Source organism: Fructilactobacillus sp. X8R4C1 (assembly GCF_059900905.1).
Window position 1 is genome coordinate 206,268 of record NZ_JBWXVJ010000002.1, and the last position, 21,020, is coordinate 227,287.

Below are 21,020 nucleotides of genomic sequence, written 5' to 3' on the forward strand. Positions count from 1 at the left end.
CCATCCTTTCTCGGAAATCTATTCTAATATTAATTTTTTTATTTAACAATTATTTCGTCGACATCAGCAAAGTGATCAATCATTCTTGCTAAATTAGCCAATTCTGCCAGACGATTATTGCGAACTTTCGTGTCGTCTGCCATTACCATGGTTTTATCAAAATATTCATCAATGAGTGGCTTTAAAGAAGTTAATTCATTAAAAGCTTGGTTAGCATTCAATTCATTAAAGTTTGGGCTGATAAGTTTGATTTTATCATTAAGGACTTTCTCTGAATCATTTTCAAACAACTTTTCATCAACTTTAACACTACCAGCTGGAAAATGACCTTTTTGAGCAATCCGAACCACTCGTGTCAGTGCTTCAATTGATTCTTTAAAATTAGGATCATCTTTATGATCATTTAATGTCATTGCGGTTTCAACGTTAAAGTAAATATCACTGTCAGTTGATCCCACCGCCGCATCAATTAGATCATAGCGAATATCTTTCGACTTGAGTTGTCGTTTAATTCTTTCTTTAATAAACGCAACCACGTCAGAAACAATCTTAGTTTGATCTACTTTTGGTAAGACCGCTTTAGCTTTCTCTTCAGCAATCACTTGATTCATTAATGGCATAAGTGGTACTCGCCACTTTTCACTAACAACAATTCTAACAATTCCAGCTGCCTGCCTTCTTAATGCATACGGATCATTTGAACCACTAGGAATCATATCTGCAGCAAAGAAGGTCATCACACTGTCAAGTTTATCTGCCAATGACAAAACAGCACCTACTCTAGTTTTGGGAAGTTCCCCGTCGGATGAAATGGGAAGATAATGTTCACGAATTGCAGTAGCAACTTCCGGATCTTCACCCGCAAGCAATGCGTATTTTTCACCCATTACTCCTTGTAATTCAGCAAACTCTCCAACCATCCCGGTAACTAAATCAAATTTATAAATTTCTGAAGCACGTTGTAATTGTTTTAATTGAGTTTCATCTAATCCAACATCTTCCCCAATTATCTGGGAAATAACTTGAACCCGCTGCATCTTATCGTATTCAGAAGAAATCTTATCGTGAAAACTAACTGTTTTGAGCTTATTAACATAATCGTCAATTGATTGCTGTTGATCCTCATTATAGAAGAAATCAGCATCATCAAGTCTAGCAGTCAAAACTTTCTCGTTTCCGGCAACCACGTTATCAAGATGATTCTCATCCCCATTTCTAACGGAGACAAAATAAGGTAAAAGATTACCATCCTGATCTTCAACGTAGAAGAATCGTTGGTGGTTTCTCATTGAAGTAATCAATACTTCACGTGGAATTTTTAAGAAACGGTCGTCAAATTTTCCAGCAAAACTAGTTGGCCATTCCACTAAATTATTAACCTCTTCAAGAAGATCATTATCAATATTGACCTTCCAATTGTTCTTTTTAGCAATTGCTTCAATCTGTTTACGAATTAAATCTTTTCGCTTGTTAGCATCGGCAATCACGTGTTGGCTGGTTAAAGCTTCTTCATAATCATCGGCATTTTTTAACTCGACGTCTTTTCCAAGAAAGCGGTGTCCCCAGGTGGTCCGTCCAGAATGAACATCAACAATCTGCATTGGGATCACTTCATCGTCCAGTAAAGCCACAATCCATTTAATGGGGCGAATAAATTCAAACTTGTTGGTTCCCCACTTCATTAACGTTGGAAAAGTCATTGATTTTACAACATCATTAAGACCACTTAATACTTCTTGAACTGGTTTTCCCGCTACGTGTTTTTCAACAAAAGCATACTTAGTTCCCTTAACATCCTTAAAGACGATATCATCAGGCGTTAATCCTTGTCCTTTAGTAAAACCAATTGCCGCCTTACTCCAATTGCCATCTTTGTCCTTTGCAATTTTTTCGGCCGGACCTCGAACCTCTTTATCAACATCTGGTTGTTTGTTAACTAAGCCAGTAATTTGAATTGCCAGTCTTCTAGGAGTAGAGAACTTTTTAATTTGGTCATAAGAAATTCTTTGATCTTTTAAATACTGAGCCGCTTTTTCTGCCAATTGATTAACACTTGGCGTCACGACGTGAGCGGGCATTTCTTCTAATCCAATCTCCAACAAAAATGTCTTAGCCATCTACTTATCCCCCTTGCCATCATGATGCTTTTTGTTTTTCTTCTTACTATTTTTTGAATCATCTTTTAAAAGCTCTTGTCGTTTTTGCTCATCCTTAATAAGTGGAAAACCACGCTTTTTACGCTCAGCAACAAATGCTTTGGCGATCGCGTGTGCCATTTTTCGAATTCGTGAAAGGTAACCAGCACGTTCAGTGACAGATACGGCTCCTCTTGCATCTAGTAGATTAAAAGTATGACTACATTTCAAAATATAATCATAGGCTGGGTGAACTAGTCCAAGTGATATTAATCGTTTGGCCTCTTTCTCGTAAGCATCAAACATTTCGTGCAACATTTTTTGGTCTGATTCTTCAAAACTATACTTAGAATGCTCATATTCGGGCTCTTTAAAGATGTCGCCATACTTAACTCCGTTACCCCATTCCAGGTCAAAAACATTGTTGACGTCTTGAATGTACGAAGAAAGCCGTTCCAATCCATAGGTGATTTCAACCGCAACTGGATCCATAGTTAATCCACCGACAACCTGAAAATAAGTAAACTGAGTTACTTCCATGCCATCGAGCCATACTTCCCATCCAACACCGGCACATCCCATTGATGGATTTTCCCAGTTATCCTCAACAAACCGAATATCATGTTCAAGTGGATTAATTCCTAGTTGTTCAAGCGAATTAATGTACAATTCTTGGATGTTGTCCGGAGATGGCTTCATTAATACCTGAAACTGATGATGCTGATAAAGCCGATTAGGATTTTCTCCATACCTACCATCAGCTGGACGTCTTGATGGTTCAACGTAACAAACATTCCATGGCTCTGGTCCAATCGCACGCAAAAAAGTGTACGGACTCATTGTTCCCGCACCTTTCTCAGTATCATATGATTGCATCCGCATGCAACCAAGCGAACTCCAATATGACTCTAGAGTACTGATAATATCTTGGACTGATAGTTTTTCTGTCATTAACTTCTCCTCCTAATCAATAAGCAAATAAAAAAACCTATGCAAAAGTACAATGACTTTCACATAGGGACGATTTATTCGCGGTTCCACCCTACTTCTGAACTTAATCAGCAACTCGAGATTAAATGGCTCCGAAAGTGCCAATTTATACCCACATTAACCATTTCCCACTAACATGGTTTCACTGAAATGTGATAAGCATAAAACTTCCTTCATCAACACCAATTATTTAACTACTATAATTATAAAATTATCACACAAAACAGTCAACGGTTAACCATCAATTAAGGTTGATTTTCCAATTGTTCATCTGATCTAAAAATTTTTTACTCTTTAAATTTAGTCCAACAGAACTATCGTAAATTTTATCAATCACACTGCGAATTTTCTTTTTAGTTTTGTTATTAACCTGAATGTTACCAATCTTTTTTAAGTTAACCGCAGAAAATAAGCGAAGATAGTAAATTGTTTTTTGATCGAGATGCATTCGATGAGGATCAAGATGAAAATGATCCTCACAAATAATTCCTCCATACTCTTCTGAATAATCAAACTTTTTATTGGTTTGATGACAAATAACACAGGATTTAAATTCAGGTGCTACCCCAAAAGCAGGAAGAAGTTGAATCTCAATGATATTGGTAATTACTTCAGCATCAAAACCACTGTTAATCATATTTAAAGCATAGTATAAACGATTAAACCAATCGTTTATCTTAACTCCCTCAGGAAATGCCGCATCCACTAACGTCATAATGTAAGTAGCGTACGCATCTAAATAAATATCATTTGCAATCTGTTCAAAATGCTTAACCTCATTACCACTACTAATGTACGACAATCCTTCTGATTTGAGCGTGCCCTCGTACGTACCAAAGCTAAATGGCAAAATATCACCTGCCATTTTAAAGTTCGCTTTATTGGCTCCTCTAATAAAAAACATTTTGAGCCCAGCTTCTGCCGTCAAAAATTTCACCAACATATCGTGCTCGCGATAGTTCTTACGATACAATAAAATTCCATGAAAAGTTTGACTCCTTGGATTTACTGACAAAATATCACCTAGTAACTATCTTTTCGGTATCCTAATTGTCTTAAAGCTGATTCTTTTTCACGCCAACTTGGTTGAATTTTTACCCACAATTCAAGATAAACTTTGCTTCCAAGTAGAGTTTCAATCTCTTTTCTGGCCAATGTCCCAATCTTTTTCAGCATTTCACCATTCTTCCCAATCAAGATCCCGCGTTGGCCCTTTCGTTCAACAATAATATTAGCGTCAATATGAACGTTTCCATTATCTTGGGTCTTCATTTTTTCAACTTCAACTGCAACAGAATGTGGAATTTCTTGCCTCGTTAGTTCTAAAACTTTTTCGCGAATTAATTCGGAAACGATGAAACGTTCGGGATGATCGGTAATTTCATCGTCAGGATAATACTGCGGTCCTTCTGGCAACTTAGAAACCAAAGTAGTCAGTAATTCATCAACATTGTTCCCTTGAAGAGCAGAAATAGGAAACACATCAGCCCATTTATAAGCTCGTTTGTACGTGTCCATGATTGGTAATAAACTGTTCGGATTGACTTCATCAATCTTATTGATAACTAAGTAAACCGGACAATCCACTTTTTTTAATTGATCGATGATGTAATTATCACCAGCACCACGAGTTTCAGTAGCACTAACCATAAAAAGGACTGCATCGACCTCCTTTAAAGAAGAGAGAGCAGCGTCGTCCATATAATCATCCAACTTGTTTTTTGGTTTATGAATTCCGGGAGTATCAATGAAAACAATTTGTGCATCATCAGTGGTATAAATTCCCTGAATTTTGTTACGAGTGGTTTGTGCCTTGTCAGACATAATCGCAACCTTTTGCCCAATCACTCGATTTAAAAAGGTTGATTTCCCAACATTTGGACGTCCTACAATTGCTACAAATCCTGACTTATACTGTGCCTTTTCTGCCATATTTTCCCCTTTAGCTCATTAAATCAATAATTTTTGGAACGAAAACAATTAAACCTACAATGATCGCAAAAATTGCCGTTAAAACAACGCCACCAGCCGCAACGTCTTTAATTACCTTAACTCGTTCGTCGTAATGATGGTCCGCCATAAAATCCATGATCCTCTCAACAACGGTGTTAAGAATCTCACCGACAAGAACTAAAATAATTGCGGTAAACAGCCACATAAATTGTTCCAAACTAATTTTCAAAAGAAAACCAATTATTAGGGTAATAATGGCACTAGTTATATCAAACTTAAAGTTTCGTTCATGAACAAAAACCCATTTAATGCCATCAAACGCATGTCCAAAAGCCTGAAATATATTTTTATTTTTCCCAGTCTGTTTATTATTTTGTGAGTCCATAAGAGTCCATAATCTTTCTTTGAAGTGGGAACATGATGGCTTCATCCTCAGGCTTCATATGATCATAACCATTTAGATGCAAAAATCCATGTACAACTAAAAAACCAAGTTCTCGATCATTTGAATGATTTAAAAAATCAGCCTGTTCAGCAACTTTATCAACACACACAAAAATATCCCCAATATTTTCAGGAATATCTTTTTTCATTTCATCATTCATGATTACGGGAAAATCATCATCACTCTGATCTTCAATCGCAAAACTAATCACATCAGTGGCCCGATCTACACCACGGTAGTCCCGGTTAATTTCCTTGATGCGATCATTGTTGACCAAAGTAACCGACATTTCGGTATTATTCTTTAAATCAATATACTTAGCGGCATAATTTAGAATATCTCTAATCAAATCAATTTTTTGGGGGTCGACCCCATCCTTAGTTTGATCATATATTTCCAGATCCATATCTATTCCCCATTATCATTTTTTTCGTAGGCATTAATGATTTTAGCCACAACTGGATGTCTAACTACATCATCAGCACTAAAGTTTACAAAATTAATATCATCAATATTTCTCAGGATTTTAGGAGCGGTGACTAATCCACTCCGGATTCTTCCGTTTAAATCAATTTGAGAAATATCACCATTAACAATCATTTTAGAACCAAAACCCAACCGGGTTAGAAACATTTTCATCTGAGCATTAGTAGTGTTTTGAGCTTCGTCTAAAATAACAAAAGAATTATCGAGGGTCCGACCACGCATATAAGCTAATGGCGCAATTTCGATAACGCCACGATCCATTAGCCTTTCAGTGTGATCAGATCCAAGGGTCGAATTCAGTGCATCGTACAGTGGTCGTAAATATGGATCAACTTTTTCTTTTAGGTCGCCAGGTAAAAAGCCTAAACTCTCACCCGCTTCAACAGCTGGTCTGGTTAAGACAATCTTATCAACGTCACCCTTTTTTAAAGCGGCAACTGCCATTACAACTGCTAGATAAGTCTTTCCCGTCCCAGCAGGTCCAATTCCAAAGGTGACATCATTATGCTTGATGGACTGAACGTACTGACGCTGCCCAAAATTCTTAACTCGAACTGGCTTCCCCTTATTATCCTTTAAAAGGACTTGATTATATAATTCTGGGAGAAAACCTAGAGTTCCTTTCTCAGCCATCTTCATTGCCGAAACAAAATCACTACCATTCAAAGTGATCCCAGAATGAACAAGTTCAAGCATTCCATTCAAAATATCAATGGTATTTTGAACCGCTTTCTGAGTGTCACCTTCAACCGTAATCTTACCACCAGAATGGCGAATAGAAGTTTCCATCCCTTGTTCTAGAATATCTAAAAAGGCATCTTGAGCTCCAAATAAAGCTGATTCATCATTTGGATTCTTTAACGTTAATTCTTTTTTAAATTCAAAATTATCTGTCAATCAAACAAATTCCTTTCATATCAACTCAACTTTTACTTAAAATACTAGCATATAATTTGCCACTTACAAAGTAAAAGAACAAAAAGAACCCATTGACCATTCAATGAGTTCCCTTCTTAACTAAGCGCTTTATTAACAAGTTTATTAACAGTGTTGCCATCGGCTTGTCCTTTAACTTTACCCATGACAGCACCCATTACCTTGCCAAAATCGCTCTTGTTTGACGCACCAAGTTGCTTAACCGTTTCATTAACAATTTTTTCAAGATCAGCTTCTGACATTTGCTTTGGGGCATAATTTTCAAGAATCTTTAGCTCATCTTCTTGCTGCTTCACCAAATCATCCCTGCCACCGTCTTTAAACTCGGCAATCGAATCTTTGTGTTGTTTAACTTCTCGATTAACAACAGCTGCTCCTTCACTATCAGAAAGATCATGACCTAATTTAATCTTTTCATTCATTAAGTTCGACTTAAGCATTCTGACAATTGTCAGCTTAGTCTTATCATGATTCTTCATTGCATCTTTTAGATCATTATTTAATTCATTTGATAAAGTCATATTGGACCTCTTTTCGTCAATATAAAAAACGCTCCTGATCAGGGGCGTTTACTATTAGAAGCTGCGACGCTTCTTTTTCTTATTGTTACGTTTACGAGCTGCTTCTGATTTTAATTTACGTTTTACGCTAGGTTTTTCGTAAAATTCACGTTTACGGAATTCCTGAAGGGTACCGCTTTTTGAAACCGTGCGCTTAAAGCGTCGAAGAGCATCATCAAGAGATTCGTTTTTACGAACGACAGTTTTTGACATGATAAAATCCCTCCCTCCGAGCTTAAATGATACCGTCTGTAATCCTCAACGGTCAATATTAATTATACATTATGGCACGGAGCCCGTCAACGAGTCTGAACAAGAAATATGATAAAATGTTAACAAAGTAGGAGGTAATATTATGGCAACTAATTTTAATGCATTTATCATTTCTGATTCAAGTGGTGCCACGGCAACTTCGATCGCCCGAACCGCTGCTTCTCAATTTCCAGAAGCAAACGCTAATTTTAAACGATACCCATTTACTCAAACGCAATCCATGCTCGATGGAATACTCAAACTTGCTAAAAAACAGGACGCCATCATTTTTCACACTTTAGTTGATCCAAGCCTGAGTAAAATGGTATCTCAATTTGCACTAGAAAATAACCTTTATAGTTTTGACTGCATTCAAAAACCCATTCAAATCATTTCTAAAAAACTTCATGAATCTGCTGCAGAGGTACCTGGCCTAGTTCACAACTTAAATGAAGACTACTTCAAACGGATCTCAGCAATCGAATTTGCGGTAGCTAATGATGACGGAAAACGACCTAATGACCTCAAAAAAGCTGATATCGTTCTTTTAGGAATATCAAGAACATCTAAAACGCCATTATCGCTATACCTTGCCAATCAAAACTTCTTGGTAGCAAACGTCCCAATCGGTCCTACCATCCAATTACCAGAAGAGGTTTATCAGATCGACCACAATAAAATATTTGGTTTAACCAATTCAGTTACCAATCTAAAAAAGATTCGGCAAGAACGGATGATTGCTTATGGGTTAGACCCAAACACTCCATACTCGGACTCAAATCAAATAAAAAAAGAGCTTGACTATGCCAAGCAACTTTATCGAAAACTAAATTGTCTTCAAATTAACGTGTATAACAAGTCAATTGAAGAAACAGCTACCATCATAACTCAAAGTCTTAATATTAACGAACAAGATCATTAATCTTTTTAGCTTGATAATCTTCTTTAATATCCTCAATCATATCAGGATTAAATTTCTGTTCTTTTAACATTTTAATTTCATATTGATGAGGATTAATTTTAACATCCCCAATCTTAACAACCGGCGTCTCTAAAATCTTAGGAACTTGATCAAACTTGGGATACCGGGCTACATAATTTAAAGCATCAAATCCAATGGTCCCGAAACCAATGTTAGTATGACGGTCTTTATGGGATCCCATCGGATTTTTAGAATCATTTAAATGAATCACTTTGATTCGATTAATACCAATAACTTGATCGAACTCTTCCATAACCCCATCAAAATCATTTTTAATGTCATAACCAGCGTCGCTAGTATGACAGGTATCAAAGGTAACCGATAACTTATCATTCAAATTAACACCGTCAATAATCTCAGCAAGTTGTTCAAAAGTCGACCCGATTTCAGTCCCTTTTCCTGCCATTGTTTCAAGTGCAATTTGAATCTTTTGTTCTGGGGTGATTACTTCATTTAACCCTTTAATGATCTGCTTAATTCCGGCTTCAACGCCAGCACCAACATGTGCACCGGGATGCAAAACAATTTGATCAGCTCCCATTGCTTCAGATCGATCAATCTCTTGTTTAAGAAAATCAACCGCAAAGTGGAAACTTTGTGGCTTTTTTGTGTTACCTAAGTTAATGATGTAAGGTGCATGAACTACCACCTCACGTAAATCATGATCAGCCATGTAGTCGTGTGCTTGATCAATTTTAAGATTTGCAATCGGGGTCCTTTTTGAGCTCTGAGGAGCACCAGTGTATAACATAAAGACATTCTCACCATCGCGTTCGGCTTCTTTTGCGGATCCTAACATCATCTCTGGCTTTTTCATTGCAACATGTGAACCAATCAAAAATTCATCATTACTCATGTTTATCCCCCATTACTTTAACAACTTGATTAGAAGCATCTCCATGCTCCCAACTACAAAACTTACTATAAAATTTCTTCATTTTTTGATGATACCCAGCAAACTTACCATTTTCATTAAAATTAGACAACTCTTCATAAAAAGAATTTTGATTTTGAACAATTGGACCAGGAGCATCGCTTAGAAAATCAAAATAAAATCCACGTAGTTCATCCTTATAATGCTTTAAGTCGTAAGTATAAAACAACATTGGCCGTTTTAGATTGGCATAATCAAACATTACTGAAGAATAGTCAGTAATGAGTAAATCTGAAATTAAGTATAACTCATTAATATCACGATCAGCTTCAATGTAAACTCGCTTTTCATACCCAGAAATATCAATTTGGTCCTTGACTAAGTAATGCGGACGAATAATTAAAATAGTGTCACTAGATACATGCTTAAAGAAACCTTTTAAAGAAAACGGTAACTCAAAGTTATAACTGCCCTTCTTTTGATAATCATCATCACGCCAAGTTGGTGCATACAAAATAACTTTAGAAGTCGAGTCACCAATAATTTTTTCTTTTAATTTTTTAATCTCACCTGAAGTATTTTTATGATATAAGACATCGTTTCTGGGATAACCAATTCGTAACGGAATATTTCTAAAATCAAAGGCGTGATCAAAGATTCGTTCTGAATACTGATTAGGCATAATTAAATAGTCCCACCGCTTGGCTTCTTTGACAAAATCATTATGGTATTGATTAGTGGAAATACCTGGAATCGCAACGTGTTTGATATCAATTCCTAATTTTTTTAACGGGGTTCCATGCCATGTTTGGATATAGGTGGTCCGCTTATTCTTTTTCCACCACTTCGGAAATCGGGAATTAAAAACCCAAAAGTCTGCCCTAGCAATGTGCCAAATCCACCTTGGAAAAAAACGCCGTAAAATTTTTATGTTGGGATACTTTTCGTGTAATTGTTTGTACTTAGAAGCTTTGACACCAAAATAGGCTCTTTTAACATCATGAGGATGTTGCTTCACCCACGCAAGGTAAATGGCGGCTGGATTATCGTTTATATCCCTACCATTAAAACTTTCAAACATTACTTCATTTTTTTTAGTTGGTAAACAAATAAACCCATCGTTTAAAACGATGAGCCCAGTGCGAATAGTCAACTTAATCCCATTAATTAACTTGTTTTTAATTTGTTTTCCATTCATGTTATTTTTACCTATACTAAATCAACAAAATGCGATCTAAATTTAAAGTGAAGATGAGATCCAATTAAAAAGAAAAATAACGTCATCAACCAAAAAATCACGGTTAACAATGGCTTCTCCCAAAACCAGCTACTCGATAACATTGAATCCCTGAATCCTTGAACAATGTAAAAAAACGGATTCAACTCCAAAATTCTGATTAAAAATGGCGGAAATGATGCAGACGATTCAAAGTTAAATAGAACTCCTGAGATGTAGAACAGCATTCTCATAAACGATTGCAACATGACATGATAATCTCGTACCAAGACGGTAATGGTCGAATTAAAAATGCCAAAAGCAATTAACCAAGCAATCATGGCAATAAAGTAATAAATCCACTGGAACCAGAACAAACTCGGTCGAACTCCATAAAGATAACCAATTACAATTGAAAACGCCAACATTGTCCAAAAAGAACTCAAGTTACTGACTAACTTAATCGAAGGTAAAATGCTAATTGGAAACTTCATTTTTGAAACTAACCCAGCTCGTTGGTAAATACTCTTAGAAGCGTCTAGTGTAACTCGGTTCATAAAAAACCAAGGAGTAATCCCAATGACCATCCATGGGAGATAACTGCCGTTGTGTCCAGTACTACCCTTTAACCCAACACCAAAGACTAACCAGTAAATTGCAATTTGAATCAGCGGATAAAGATACTCCCAGACTAAGCCCAAATAATGACTTTGATACGTAGCCTTATCTTCATACTTTGAAATTCGAAAAATAATGCCCAAATTTTCAAATTGTTCCTTAAGTAAGGCCCAAACTTCCTTCAAGCTCAGCACTCTCCCTTTTCTGTTTATCTAATTATTTTGTAAAACATACTTTTTAATAACCCGTTCGGTTGCATACCCATCATTATAAGTGTTCCAGTGTTTATTAAAATTAGTAAAATCAATTTTTTGATTATCCACAATGGCTTTATTCAACTGATCAACCTTAGTGATTGGTTTAGATGGTAACCACTGTAAGAAATCCTTTTGAATTCCTGGGTCTTTTTCGTATTGTTCTAAATCAAACATAAAGAAAATCATTGATCGTGCTTGTGGCAATAAACTAAAATCAAAGGCAACTGAAGAATAGTCCGTTACGAGTGTGTCACAAACTGAAAGTAAATCAGACGTTGAAAGTTGATTATAAAAACGAATATTTCCGTTTGAAAACTTTCTAATACGTGCTTCCTGATCCCTGAGTAAGGGATGAAGTTTAACCACTGTAATCGCATTTGGATCGGCGGTCAATGCTTCGCCAATACTTTTTGGAGGTTCAAACTCTAAGCCATCCCGATATGTTGGAGCATACAAAATGACCCTTTTACCCTTTAATTCTGGAGCAACCTGATAAACACGATGTCTGGCAACTCTTCTCCAGCGTTCCTTAAACAATCGATCCGAACGTGGATAGCCTAAATATTTCATTTTACTAGGAACTTCATGATAACTGCGTTCAAAGATCTTTCCCATCGCTTTTGAAGCTACCACAAAGTCATCAAAATGATTGTACACACTTTGAAATCTAAGTCTATCGAAAAACGATCTTTTCTTGGTCGTGGGATCTTCCCATCCAAAACATTTAATGGCACCATCAGCATGCCACAATTGAACAATTCTCATCTTACTCTTTGGTCGTACTAAACCAGCCAAAAATGGGAAGTAATTATCACAGAACAAAACTCGAGCTGACATTAATTGAGGAACGGTAAATAACGCAAATTTAGCGTTTTCATTAAAGGGAATCGTCTTGATTCCAAATGCACTCAAATCAGTTGCTGCAGCTTCAATTTCGGGTTCGTATAATACGACTAATTCTTGTCCAATGGGCGTGTTAGTGGCAATCTGTTTAATCAACCTAAGGTTATTATCGAAACTCATAACATAATATATATTTTTCTTTGGTCGAAAATAAAAAATTGCAGAAACTATTTTAATTAACCATGTATACATGACTTTCACTTAAACCACCATTTTCAATAATTACAATGAGACATTATATCATAAAGAAAAAACCGGGACACTCTAACTTAATAAGCTATTTTCGCTTCTTTTCATAGAAATTCCCTAGTACCTTATCAACATCCACAACCACTCCAAATGAATCTGGATCAGATTCATTTAAAGCCGCTTCAAATTCGGTCATTTCATATCGTGAAATTGAGGTGAACAAAACCGACTTTTTTTTATGGTTATAGGCTCCCTCAGCATTATGAATAATCGTAATACCTCTCCTAAGGTGATTTTGAATACTATCAACCACCGTCTTAGGACGATCAGTAACTACCATTACTTGCACGATTTGTTGCCTTGTATATGCCAGATCCATCGCTTTCGCGTTAACTAGGACTCCAATTGCTGAATAAAAGGCATAGGGCCAACCATAAAAGAATCCCGCTGATAAGATGATAAAAGTATTGAATATCAGATTAATTGTCCCAATTGATTTACCGGTTTTACGTTGGATAACAATTCCTAAGATATCTAACCCACCAGTAGAAATCCCATTTTTAAGCGACAGACCCACTCCAAATCCGTTAATGGCACCACCAAAGATAGCACAAATCAATGGATCCGTTGTCAGAGTCAGTGGCCGTAATATTTTGATCATAACACTGGCAACCACAACGGAAACGAACGTAAACATGGTAAACTGATGACCAATTTGTTTCCAAGACAAAATAAACATTGGAATGTTCAGTAAGAAAAGTCCCAAAGCAGCTGAAATTGTAAATGGAAAATACCGTTCTGTAAGAGTATCCAATAGCTGTGCAAAACCGGTAACTCCTGAAGAATAAATGTGTCCGGGAGTCCAAAAGAAATTCATCGCAATTGAAACCATGATTCCGTACACGAAGGCGGTCGAGAACTTAGATATGTACTGATGTCGCTTTAAAATTTTCTGTACGTCGTCCATTTAAGTAACCCCTGATCATTTAGAAATTCATAACTAGTATACCATTCCAAAATTTAAAAAAAATAAAAAGTTGTGGGGTTACCACAACTTTTAGCTAATATTTAATTATCCCTTTTATCAACTGAAATGCCTAATTCATCTAACTGTTTGTCAGAAACAGGTGTAGGAGCACCAGTCAATGGTTCAACTGCCTTTGAATTCTTAGGGAAGGCAATTACATCTCGAATATTACCACGATGTGCTAATAACCTAGCAAAACGATCTAATCCAATTGCCAAACCACCATGTGGTGGAAAACCATAATCCAATGCTCTAAGGAAATACCCAAATTGATTCTCCGCACTTTCCTTAGTAAATCCGAGGGCTTTAAACATCTTTTCTTGAAGATCACGGGTATGAATACGAATTGATCCTCCACCAAGCTCCAGTCCATTCAGAATAATATCATAACTTTGAGCATGCGCTTTGTGGGGATCTTCTCCATCATTTAGGTAATGTTCGTCACCTACATTTGGCATCGTAAATGGATGGTGAGCAGCAACCCAACGCCCAGCACCCTCATCATATTCAAATAGTGGCCAATCAACAATCCAAAGGAAATTATACTTGTCTTCTGGAATCATATTTAACTCATTGGCAATGGCAACCCGGAGATATCCTAAAGTATCAGCCACTACCTTACTCCGATCAGCAGCAAATAATAACAAGTCACCGTCTTTTGCCCCAGTGGCTTTTTTAATTTTACTTACCATTTCTGGATCTTTGAAGAATTTAGCGATTGGGCCAGAGAATCCATCATCAGTGACTTTCATCCATGCAAGTCCCTTAGCGCCAAAACGCTTTACGTATTCACCGTACTTATCAATATCTTTTCTTGAGAAGTTTGCTGCACCACCAGGAACAGCAATGGCTTTAACCTGACCACCATCTTTAATTGCTGAATCAAATACCTTAAAGTCGGACTCAGTAACTACGTCCGAAAGATCCTTTAATTCCATCCCAAAGCGAGTATCCGGTTGATCTGTACCAAATCGGTCCATTGATTCCTGCCAAGTAATCCTCTCAAAGGGCAAATTAACATCAACGTCAACCGTATCTTTCATGACTTTTTTAATTAATCCTTCTGTGATTTCCTGAATTTCTTCAGCAGAAAGAAATGAAGTCTCCATATCAATCTGGGTAAATTCTGGTTGACGATCACCCCGTAAGTCTTCATCTCTGAAGCACCGTGCAATTTGATAATAGCGATCAAATCCAGCTCCCATTAGTAATTGTTTAAACTGCTGCGGAGATTGAGGTAATGCATAAAATGATCCCGGATATACTCTTGATGGGACTAGGTAGTCTCTTGCTCCCTCTGGAGTTGAAACCGTTAGATCTGGGGTTTCAATATCGATAAATCCATTTTCGTCAAAATACTTGTGAGTAGACTGTAAGATCCGATTCCGGATCAATAATCCCTTTTGCATCACTGGACGTCTAAGATCAAGATAACGATACTTTAATCTTAAGTCATCAGACGCATTGATATCATTTTTGATTTCAAATGGGGTTTGCTTGGAGGTGCTTAAAACCTTAGCGTCAGAAACATCAACTTCAACTTTTCCGGTATGGATATCCGGATTAATTTCTTTTTCTGCTCTAGCAACCACTCTTCCCTTAATCTGGATAACATACTCATTTTTAACTGATTCGGCTACTTTAAAGGCTTCTTTGCCATTTTTTTCATTAAAAACCAACTGAACGATCCCAGCACGATCACGTAAGTCAATAAAAATAAGACTTCCCAAGTTACGCTTTTTAGCAACCCATCCATCTAAGACTACTTCTTGATCTAAATAATCCTCGTTAACGTTTCCAGCATACGTTGTTCGCTTCATGTACTAATCTTCCTCTCATTTAGTTGAGTCAAAAGCATAAAAAAAGCGCACCATGTAATCACAAGGGCGCAATTAGCACGGTACCACCTTTTTTAGTTTCTTTTGTTTATTCATTTTACCTCGATGCGTCTTTACCATTTATAGGACACGCCCTCTCAGCATTTGGACGTTCTCTTCAGACCACTAAACGGTTACTATTCATCGTCAACAGCATTTTAAATCACTTTAAGACTAATAAAACCCACATAAATTGTCAAGATTCTAGTGAATATTTTTATTATATGCTTAAACAAAAAGTCAAAAAGTTATACTATTATGAGTAATCGTATCATTAATGAGGTCGAAAAGATGAATATAAATTTATACATAAAAAATAAACGTGGTTTTTACACTACTCTGATAATTGTGGGCGTAACCTTGATTATCCTTTTAGTTATGTTAATAAAAAATAATGTCAGTATTGGCTTTAATAACCTGGACATAAAATCCGGTCCAGGGATTGAATATCGTACGGTCAAAACCATTAACCGAGGAACTAGACTTCAAATTCTAAGTGAAAAAGACAACTGGTACAGAGTTGTATATCAAAACCAAAAGATTGGTTGGGTACCTACTTGGTTAGTCAATAATCGTAAGCTTAATAAAGCCACTAAACTATCAGAAACAACCATCGTCTTAGACCCTGGTCATGGAGGAAGTGACTCGGGTGCACTATCAACCAGCGGGCAAAAAGAAAAAAACTACACCCTTAAACTAGCCCAACAAGTCGCAAATAAGCTGCGTAATCGTGGTGCGCATGTTATCATGACAAGGGATTCAGATAAGACGGTTAGTCTATACAAACGACCCGATTTTTCAACTGATAATCATGCCAATTTCTTCGTGAGTTTCCATTTTGATTCATCCAGTACCGATAATACCGCAAGTGGATTTACCAGCTACTACTATCATTCAGGAAAATCAAAACAACTGGCATCTGACATCAATTCCAATATGGATGATGTTCCCCTTAATAATCGTGGTGTCCAAGTTGGTAACTATTTAGTGATTAGGGATGTCTCAATCCCATCGGTTTTACTCGAAATGGGATACATTAATAATGACCATGACTTTAGTAAGATTAAAAATGCTAGTTACCAAAATCTCGTTGCAAATGATGTAACCAATGGAATCAATAATTATGTAAACAAGACTTATTAGAAGGGAGTTTACTATGAAAAAATTAAATCAAGATTGGATTACTCAATTACCATTAAAGAACGTTGAATCGTTAACTCCGGTTTCAGGCGGAGACATCAATGACTCATATCAAGTTAAAACTCCAGATAAAACTTATTTTATGAAGGTCCAGCCTAATCGTGGAAAAGTATTCTTCGATCATGAAGTTGAAGGAATTCACTTGTTATCGAAAGCGGCCAACGTCCCAACGGTAGTAGCATCTGGTGAAATTGATGGTGACGGCTTTTTAATCCTGGATTGGATTGACGTTGGTTCTGGAAACCAATACGATCTTGGCAAAATGGTCGCAAACGTTCATAAAATTCATAACGATCAGTTTGGATTAGACCAAAACTTTGATGCTGGAAAAATACCAAAAAATAACACCTGGCAAGACACTTGGCAAAAATTCTACGTCGAACAACGCATTGATCCGTTGGTAAAAATAGCAAAAGAAAAAGGCCGCTGGAATGATTCCAGAGACCAACATTATCAAGTTATGAGACAACAAATTATTGACTACTACACAAAACATCCCAGTACCCCAAGCTTGCTTCATGGAGACCTCTGGTCTGGGAATGCTATTTTTACAGCTAATCATGAGCCCATGTTGATTGATCCAGACGTCTACTTTGGCGACCGTGAGTATGACCTTGGTGTAACAACCGTCTTTGGTGGATTTAACCGCGATTTCTACCGCGGTTACAATGACACCTATCCAATTGAACCGGGTTTTGAAAACCGGGTCGGTTGGTACCGCTTCTATTACTCACTAATGCACGTTGTATTATTTGGGGAAACATTTGGGCCCTTATTAGACGGCGTGCTAAGTTCATTTAATTAAACTTAACATATCGTTAAAATCATGAACTACGTAATCTGGGTCTCCTGGTTCAACAATTACGTAGTCAGGATCGAAAAGGATGGTTTTAATTCCAGCATTATGACCAGCATCAACATCTAAACGTCGATCACCCATCATAAAAGTATCAGAGCGATCTAAATTCATCTTTTCAATTAAATAATTCAAAGACCCCGGATCAGGTTTCCTTTTAAAAGACTGTTTGCTGGTAACAAAACCAGTAAACAGTCTTTTTAAGTCAAAATGATCAAGTAGAGTTAATGCTTGGTCATCTCTATGAGTTAAAAGTCCGTTCTTTCCATCCGTTTTTAAAACTTTTAACAAAACAGATTGAACCCCTTTAAATGGCTTTGCTAACATAACTTCATCAACTTCAAACTTTTTATAGTCTTTTAGAAATTGATCTCGATTAAGATTAAATTCAGCGCAATATTTGGTCTCAGACGAGCCCAATGAATGAACTCGCATATCTTCGTAGATTGACTCAGGATCAAAGTCAACATCACTCACTCCATTCTCAGCTAACGCCTTACAAAACGAAGTCACCATGTACGGGTAAGTATTAAAAAGTGTCCCATCAAAATCCCAAACTGCATTTGTCATGTTAAATCTTTCCTTTTTTCTGATAATTCAAAATAAATGTGGCAGGACCATGGTTCTCTAAATCAACGTTCATATCGGCACCAAACACGCCAGTTTCAACTTTCAATCCGATCTCTCTGAGTGCGTCATTAAACTTTTCGTAAATGAGTTTAGCGTGCTCAGGATTACCAGCTCCAGTGAAAGCTGGACGATTTCCCTTTTTGGTGTCAGCAAGCAATGTAAATTGCGAAACAGAAAGAATTGAGCCGTTAACTTGCTGGATGTTTAAATTCATTTTGCCATTCTCATCTTCAAAAATCCTTAGATGAGCAACCTTATGAACAAGATGATCAATTTCATCTTGTCCATCGGAATCTGTAACCCCAACTAAGATCATATATCCGTTGCCGATTTTCCCGTTTATTTTACCATCAATACTCACACTTGCATGATTAACTCGTTGAATTACTAATTTCAATCTTCTTCATCCTTCCGTTCGTTTAACTTCATAAACATCAGGAACAGCACTCACACTATCAATAATGCGATTTAGTTGTTGAATATTTCTTACGCCCACAGAGACCCGGATAGAAACAAGGTCCTCGTGAATGACCTTTCCTTCAACTGAATTCAAATTCTTAGTAGCAGAATTAACTCGTTTTAAGATATCGTTTAAAAGACCACTTCGGTTGTATCCCTGAATCTCTAAATCACTACTATAAGTAATAACGTTATTATCAATTTTACGCCAACTAAGATTAATAATTCGATTATTACCATTCTTTGCTTGAATTAAGTTGGGACAATTACTTCTATGAACTGAAATACCATTTCCCATGGTGATGTATCCCTCAATTTCGTCTCCTGGAACCGGATCACAACAACGACTGATATGAACTAATAGATTGTCAACGCCTTCAATCTTGATGTTATCTTCAGGTTTCTTTCCTTGTTCTGCGTCATCACTCTCATGTGAAATGGTTTTATGACCCTCTAATACATCACGCTCGGCATCTTTTTGTCTTTTTTTCTCAATTTCATCTTTTTCGGGTTCCAGTAAACGATTAACAACTCCGTTAGGTTGAATGTCACCAAATCCAATGGCAGCATATAAATTATCAATACTTGTATAATGCATTTCATTGATAACACGGGATAAATTGTCATCAGTTAGAATGGTAGTTGGATCAAATCCAGAATCGACAATTTCTTTTTCAAGTATTTCTTTTCCAGAATTAATGTCATCATCATGACTACTCCGTTTGAAAAATTGCTTAATCTTATGCTTAGCACGACGCGTTTTAACCATGTCCATCCAGTTCTTGCCAGGGCCGTCGGAACTACTGGAAGTGATAATATCAACAATATCACCATTCTTAATTTCATAATCTAATGGAACTAATTTGCCATTAACTCGTGCCCCTGTCGTTGAATTACCAACATCAGTATGAATTGAGTACGCCATATCAATCGGAATTGACCCTTTAGGTAATTCAATAACATCACCAGAGGGGGTAAAAGCATAGACTCGATCGCTAAATAAATCACCCTGCACACTATCCATGAAATCAGAGGCGTCCTCTGACTCTTCTTGAATTTCAATAATCTTTTTAAAAAGATTGAGTTGAACATTGTTTTTATTACTTTTAACTTCGTCCTTTTGCCCTTCTTTGTAAGCCCAGTGAGCAGCAACACCATATTCAGCAATTCGATGCATTTCCTCAGTTCGAATTTGAATTTCAAGTGGTTTGCCTTCAGGACCAACAACTGTAGTATGCAACGATTGATACATATTAGGCTTGGGCATTGCAATGTAATCCTTAAACCGATCTGGGAACGGTTTCCATTCAGTGTGGATCGCACCTAAAACTGCATAACAATCCTTTACTGATTTCACAATCACCCGAACAGCCAGTAGATCATAGATTTCTTTAAAGTCTTTATGTTTGTCATGCATCTTCCGATAAATGGAGTAGATATGTTTAGGTCTTCCATATACCTCTCCTTTGATTCCCAGTCCTTTTATCGCTTGTTGCACCTTTTTTACAGCGTTATCAACATAGGCCACTCGCTCATTCCGCTTGGAATTCATCAAATCAACAATTTGATAGTAATCATCAGGCTTTAAGTAACGCAAAGAAAGATCTTCTAATTCCCACTTAATCGTTCCAATTCCGAGCCGATCGGCTAAAGGGGCATAGATATCTAAAGTTTCTTGAGCAATTCGCTTTTGTTTGTCTGGGCGAAGAGCATCTAACGTTTCCATGTTATGCAATCGATCCGCTAATTTAACAATCATTACTCGAATGTCTTTGCACATTGCTAGTAATAGTTTCCGGTGATTTTCAGCAAGTTGTTCTTTACTCGATTTATACTTAATCTTACTAAGCTTTGAAACCCCATCAACGATTAATGAAACGTGTTTACCAAAAAGTTCAGTAACATCTTCAATCGTTGCACCGGTGTCTTCAACCACATCATGAAGAAAACCAGCCGTGATCGTTTCTGCATCCATATGAAGATCAGTTAAAATGCCTGCCACCTCAACAGGATGATTAATATAAGGCTGCCCAGAAGCACGTTCTTGCCCCTCATGAGCAATTTTGGCAAATTTATATGCTTTTTTTATCATTTGAACATCACTATCATCAAGATACTCAGAAGCATCACGAAAGATTTCTTGTGGTGTCCATTCTTTAATTTTCGACATTATAT

The 21,020-nt window shown here is 36.8% G+C and carries 21 protein-coding genes; 3 read left to right on the top strand and 18 right to left on the bottom strand.

Translation table 11 applies throughout. The annotated features are described in order from the left end of the window. Positions 1–38 precede the first annotated feature (38 nt). From glyS to rpsU, 9 genes are all read right to left on the bottom strand, one after another. Positions 39–2,117: a glycine--tRNA ligase subunit beta gene (glyS, locus tag AC6UDA_RS03985; RefSeq protein WP_500711041.1), complete on the bottom strand. Its 2,079-nt coding sequence runs from the start codon at positions 2,115–2,117 to the stop codon at positions 39–41. Next, positions 2,118–3,086: a glycine--tRNA ligase subunit alpha gene (glyQ, locus tag AC6UDA_RS03990; RefSeq protein WP_500696652.1), complete on the bottom strand. Its 969-nt coding sequence runs from the start codon at positions 3,084–3,086 to the stop codon at positions 2,118–2,120. Positions 3,087–3,366: 280 nt separating this feature from the next. Beyond that, complete coding sequence (gene recO / locus AC6UDA_RS03995; protein ID WP_500701107.1) at positions 3,367–4,140, bottom strand: DNA repair protein RecO; 774 nt, start codon at positions 4,138–4,140, stop codon at positions 3,367–3,369. Between the two features lie 8 nt (positions 4,141–4,148). Continuing rightward, complete coding sequence (gene era, locus AC6UDA_RS04000; RefSeq protein ID WP_500711043.1) at positions 4,149–5,057, bottom strand: GTPase Era; 909 nt, start codon at positions 5,055–5,057, stop codon at positions 4,149–4,151. 10 nt (positions 5,058–5,067) lie between these two features. Next, a complete protein-coding gene (locus tag AC6UDA_RS04005) occupies positions 5,068–5,463 on the bottom strand; it encodes a diacylglycerol kinase family protein (protein ID WP_500693804.1) in 396 nt (131 codons plus the stop codon). Beyond that, complete coding sequence (gene ybeY, locus AC6UDA_RS04010; protein WP_500696650.1) at positions 5,447–5,929, bottom strand: rRNA maturation RNase YbeY; 483 nt, start codon at positions 5,927–5,929, stop codon at positions 5,447–5,449. Before ybeY ends, AC6UDA_RS04005 begins: the two co-directional genes overlap by 17 nt. Before the next feature lie 2 nt (positions 5,930–5,931). Continuing rightward, positions 5,932–6,906, bottom strand: a complete 975-nt coding sequence (locus AC6UDA_RS04015; protein WP_500693806.1) for a PhoH family protein — start codon at positions 6,904–6,906, stop codon at positions 5,932–5,934. Positions 6,907–7,022: 116 nt separating this feature from the next. Further along, positions 7,023–7,466 carry a GatB/YqeY domain-containing protein gene (locus tag AC6UDA_RS04020; protein WP_500693807.1) on the bottom strand — a complete coding sequence of 148 codons (444 nt, stop codon included), beginning with the start codon at positions 7,464–7,466 and terminating at the stop codon, positions 7,023–7,025. 54 nt (positions 7,467–7,520) lie between these two features. Then, entirely contained in the window at positions 7,521–7,718 is a 198-nt protein-coding gene (gene rpsU / locus AC6UDA_RS04025) for a 30S ribosomal protein S21 (protein WP_039142968.1), read from the bottom strand. A gap of 142 nt (positions 7,719–7,860) precedes the next feature. Here rpsU and AC6UDA_RS04030 point away from each other — a divergent pair, with 142 nt between their 5' ends. Next, positions 7,861–8,679 carry a pyruvate, water dikinase regulatory protein gene (locus AC6UDA_RS04030; protein ID WP_500696648.1) on the top strand — a complete coding sequence of 273 codons (819 nt, stop codon included), beginning with the start codon at positions 7,861–7,863 and terminating at the stop codon, positions 8,677–8,679. On the opposite strand, the gene AC6UDA_RS04035 is transcribed toward AC6UDA_RS04030, so the two are convergent. The 6 genes from AC6UDA_RS04035 to aspS form a co-directional block, all read right to left on the bottom strand. Further along, positions 8,660–9,595 carry a deoxyribonuclease IV gene (locus AC6UDA_RS04035; protein WP_500693809.1) on the bottom strand — a complete coding sequence of 312 codons (936 nt, stop codon included), beginning with the start codon at positions 9,593–9,595 and terminating at the stop codon, positions 8,660–8,662. The two genes, AC6UDA_RS04030 and AC6UDA_RS04035, sit on opposite strands and share 20 nt — an antisense overlap. Continuing rightward, positions 9,588–10,811, bottom strand: coding sequence for a CDP-glycerol glycerophosphotransferase family protein (locus tag AC6UDA_RS04040; RefSeq protein WP_500711045.1), 1,224 nt, complete (start codon positions 10,809–10,811; stop codon positions 9,588–9,590). Before AC6UDA_RS04040 ends, AC6UDA_RS04035 begins: the two co-directional genes overlap by 8 nt. An 11-nt stretch (positions 10,812–10,822) precedes the next feature. After that, positions 10,823–11,632 carry an ABC transporter permease gene (locus tag AC6UDA_RS04045; protein ID WP_500693811.1) on the bottom strand — a complete coding sequence of 270 codons (810 nt, stop codon included), beginning with the start codon at positions 11,630–11,632 and terminating at the stop codon, positions 10,823–10,825. A gap of 27 nt (positions 11,633–11,659) precedes the next feature. Further along, positions 11,660–12,727 carry a CDP-glycerol glycerophosphotransferase family protein gene (locus AC6UDA_RS04050; protein WP_500695603.1) on the bottom strand — a complete coding sequence of 356 codons (1,068 nt, stop codon included), beginning with the start codon at positions 12,725–12,727 and terminating at the stop codon, positions 11,660–11,662. A gap of 157 nt (positions 12,728–12,884) precedes the next feature. Beyond that, positions 12,885–13,763, bottom strand: coding sequence for a YitT family protein (locus AC6UDA_RS04055; protein ID WP_500693813.1), 879 nt, complete (start codon positions 13,761–13,763; stop codon positions 12,885–12,887). Between the two features lie 101 nt (positions 13,764–13,864). Next, positions 13,865–15,643: an aspartate--tRNA ligase gene (gene aspS / locus AC6UDA_RS04060; RefSeq protein ID WP_500693814.1), complete on the bottom strand. Its 1,779-nt coding sequence runs from the start codon at positions 15,641–15,643 to the stop codon at positions 13,865–13,867. A gap of 348 nt (positions 15,644–15,991) precedes the next feature. Here aspS and AC6UDA_RS04065 point away from each other — a divergent pair, with 348 nt between their 5' ends. Beyond that, entirely contained in the window at positions 15,992–16,843 is an 852-nt protein-coding gene (locus AC6UDA_RS04065) for an N-acetylmuramoyl-L-alanine amidase family protein (RefSeq protein ID WP_500701114.1), read from the top strand. A gap of 13 nt (positions 16,844–16,856) precedes the next feature. Next, a complete protein-coding gene (locus AC6UDA_RS04070) occupies positions 16,857–17,705 on the top strand; it encodes a fructosamine kinase family protein (protein ID WP_500693816.1) in 849 nt (282 codons plus the stop codon). On the opposite strand, the gene AC6UDA_RS04075 is transcribed toward AC6UDA_RS04070, so the two are convergent. From AC6UDA_RS04075 to AC6UDA_RS04085, 3 genes are read right to left on the bottom strand one after another with little or no spacing between them, the layout of a single operon-like run. Continuing rightward, positions 17,694–18,326 (bottom strand): HAD hydrolase-like protein, encoded by a 633-nt coding sequence (locus AC6UDA_RS04075; protein ID WP_500711047.1) that lies wholly within the window; start codon positions 18,324–18,326, stop codon positions 17,694–17,696. The genes AC6UDA_RS04070 and AC6UDA_RS04075 overlap by 12 nt on opposite strands. 1 nt (position 18,327) lies before the next feature. Further along, a complete protein-coding gene (dtd, locus tag AC6UDA_RS04080; protein WP_500696639.1) occupies positions 18,328–18,783 on the bottom strand; it encodes a D-aminoacyl-tRNA deacylase in 456 nt (151 codons plus the stop codon). Positions 18,784–18,789: 6 nt separating this feature from the next. Beyond that, a complete protein-coding gene (locus AC6UDA_RS04085; RefSeq protein ID WP_500696638.1) occupies positions 18,790–21,015 on the bottom strand; it encodes a RelA/SpoT family protein in 2,226 nt (741 codons plus the stop codon). Positions 21,016–21,020 lie beyond the last annotated feature (5 nt).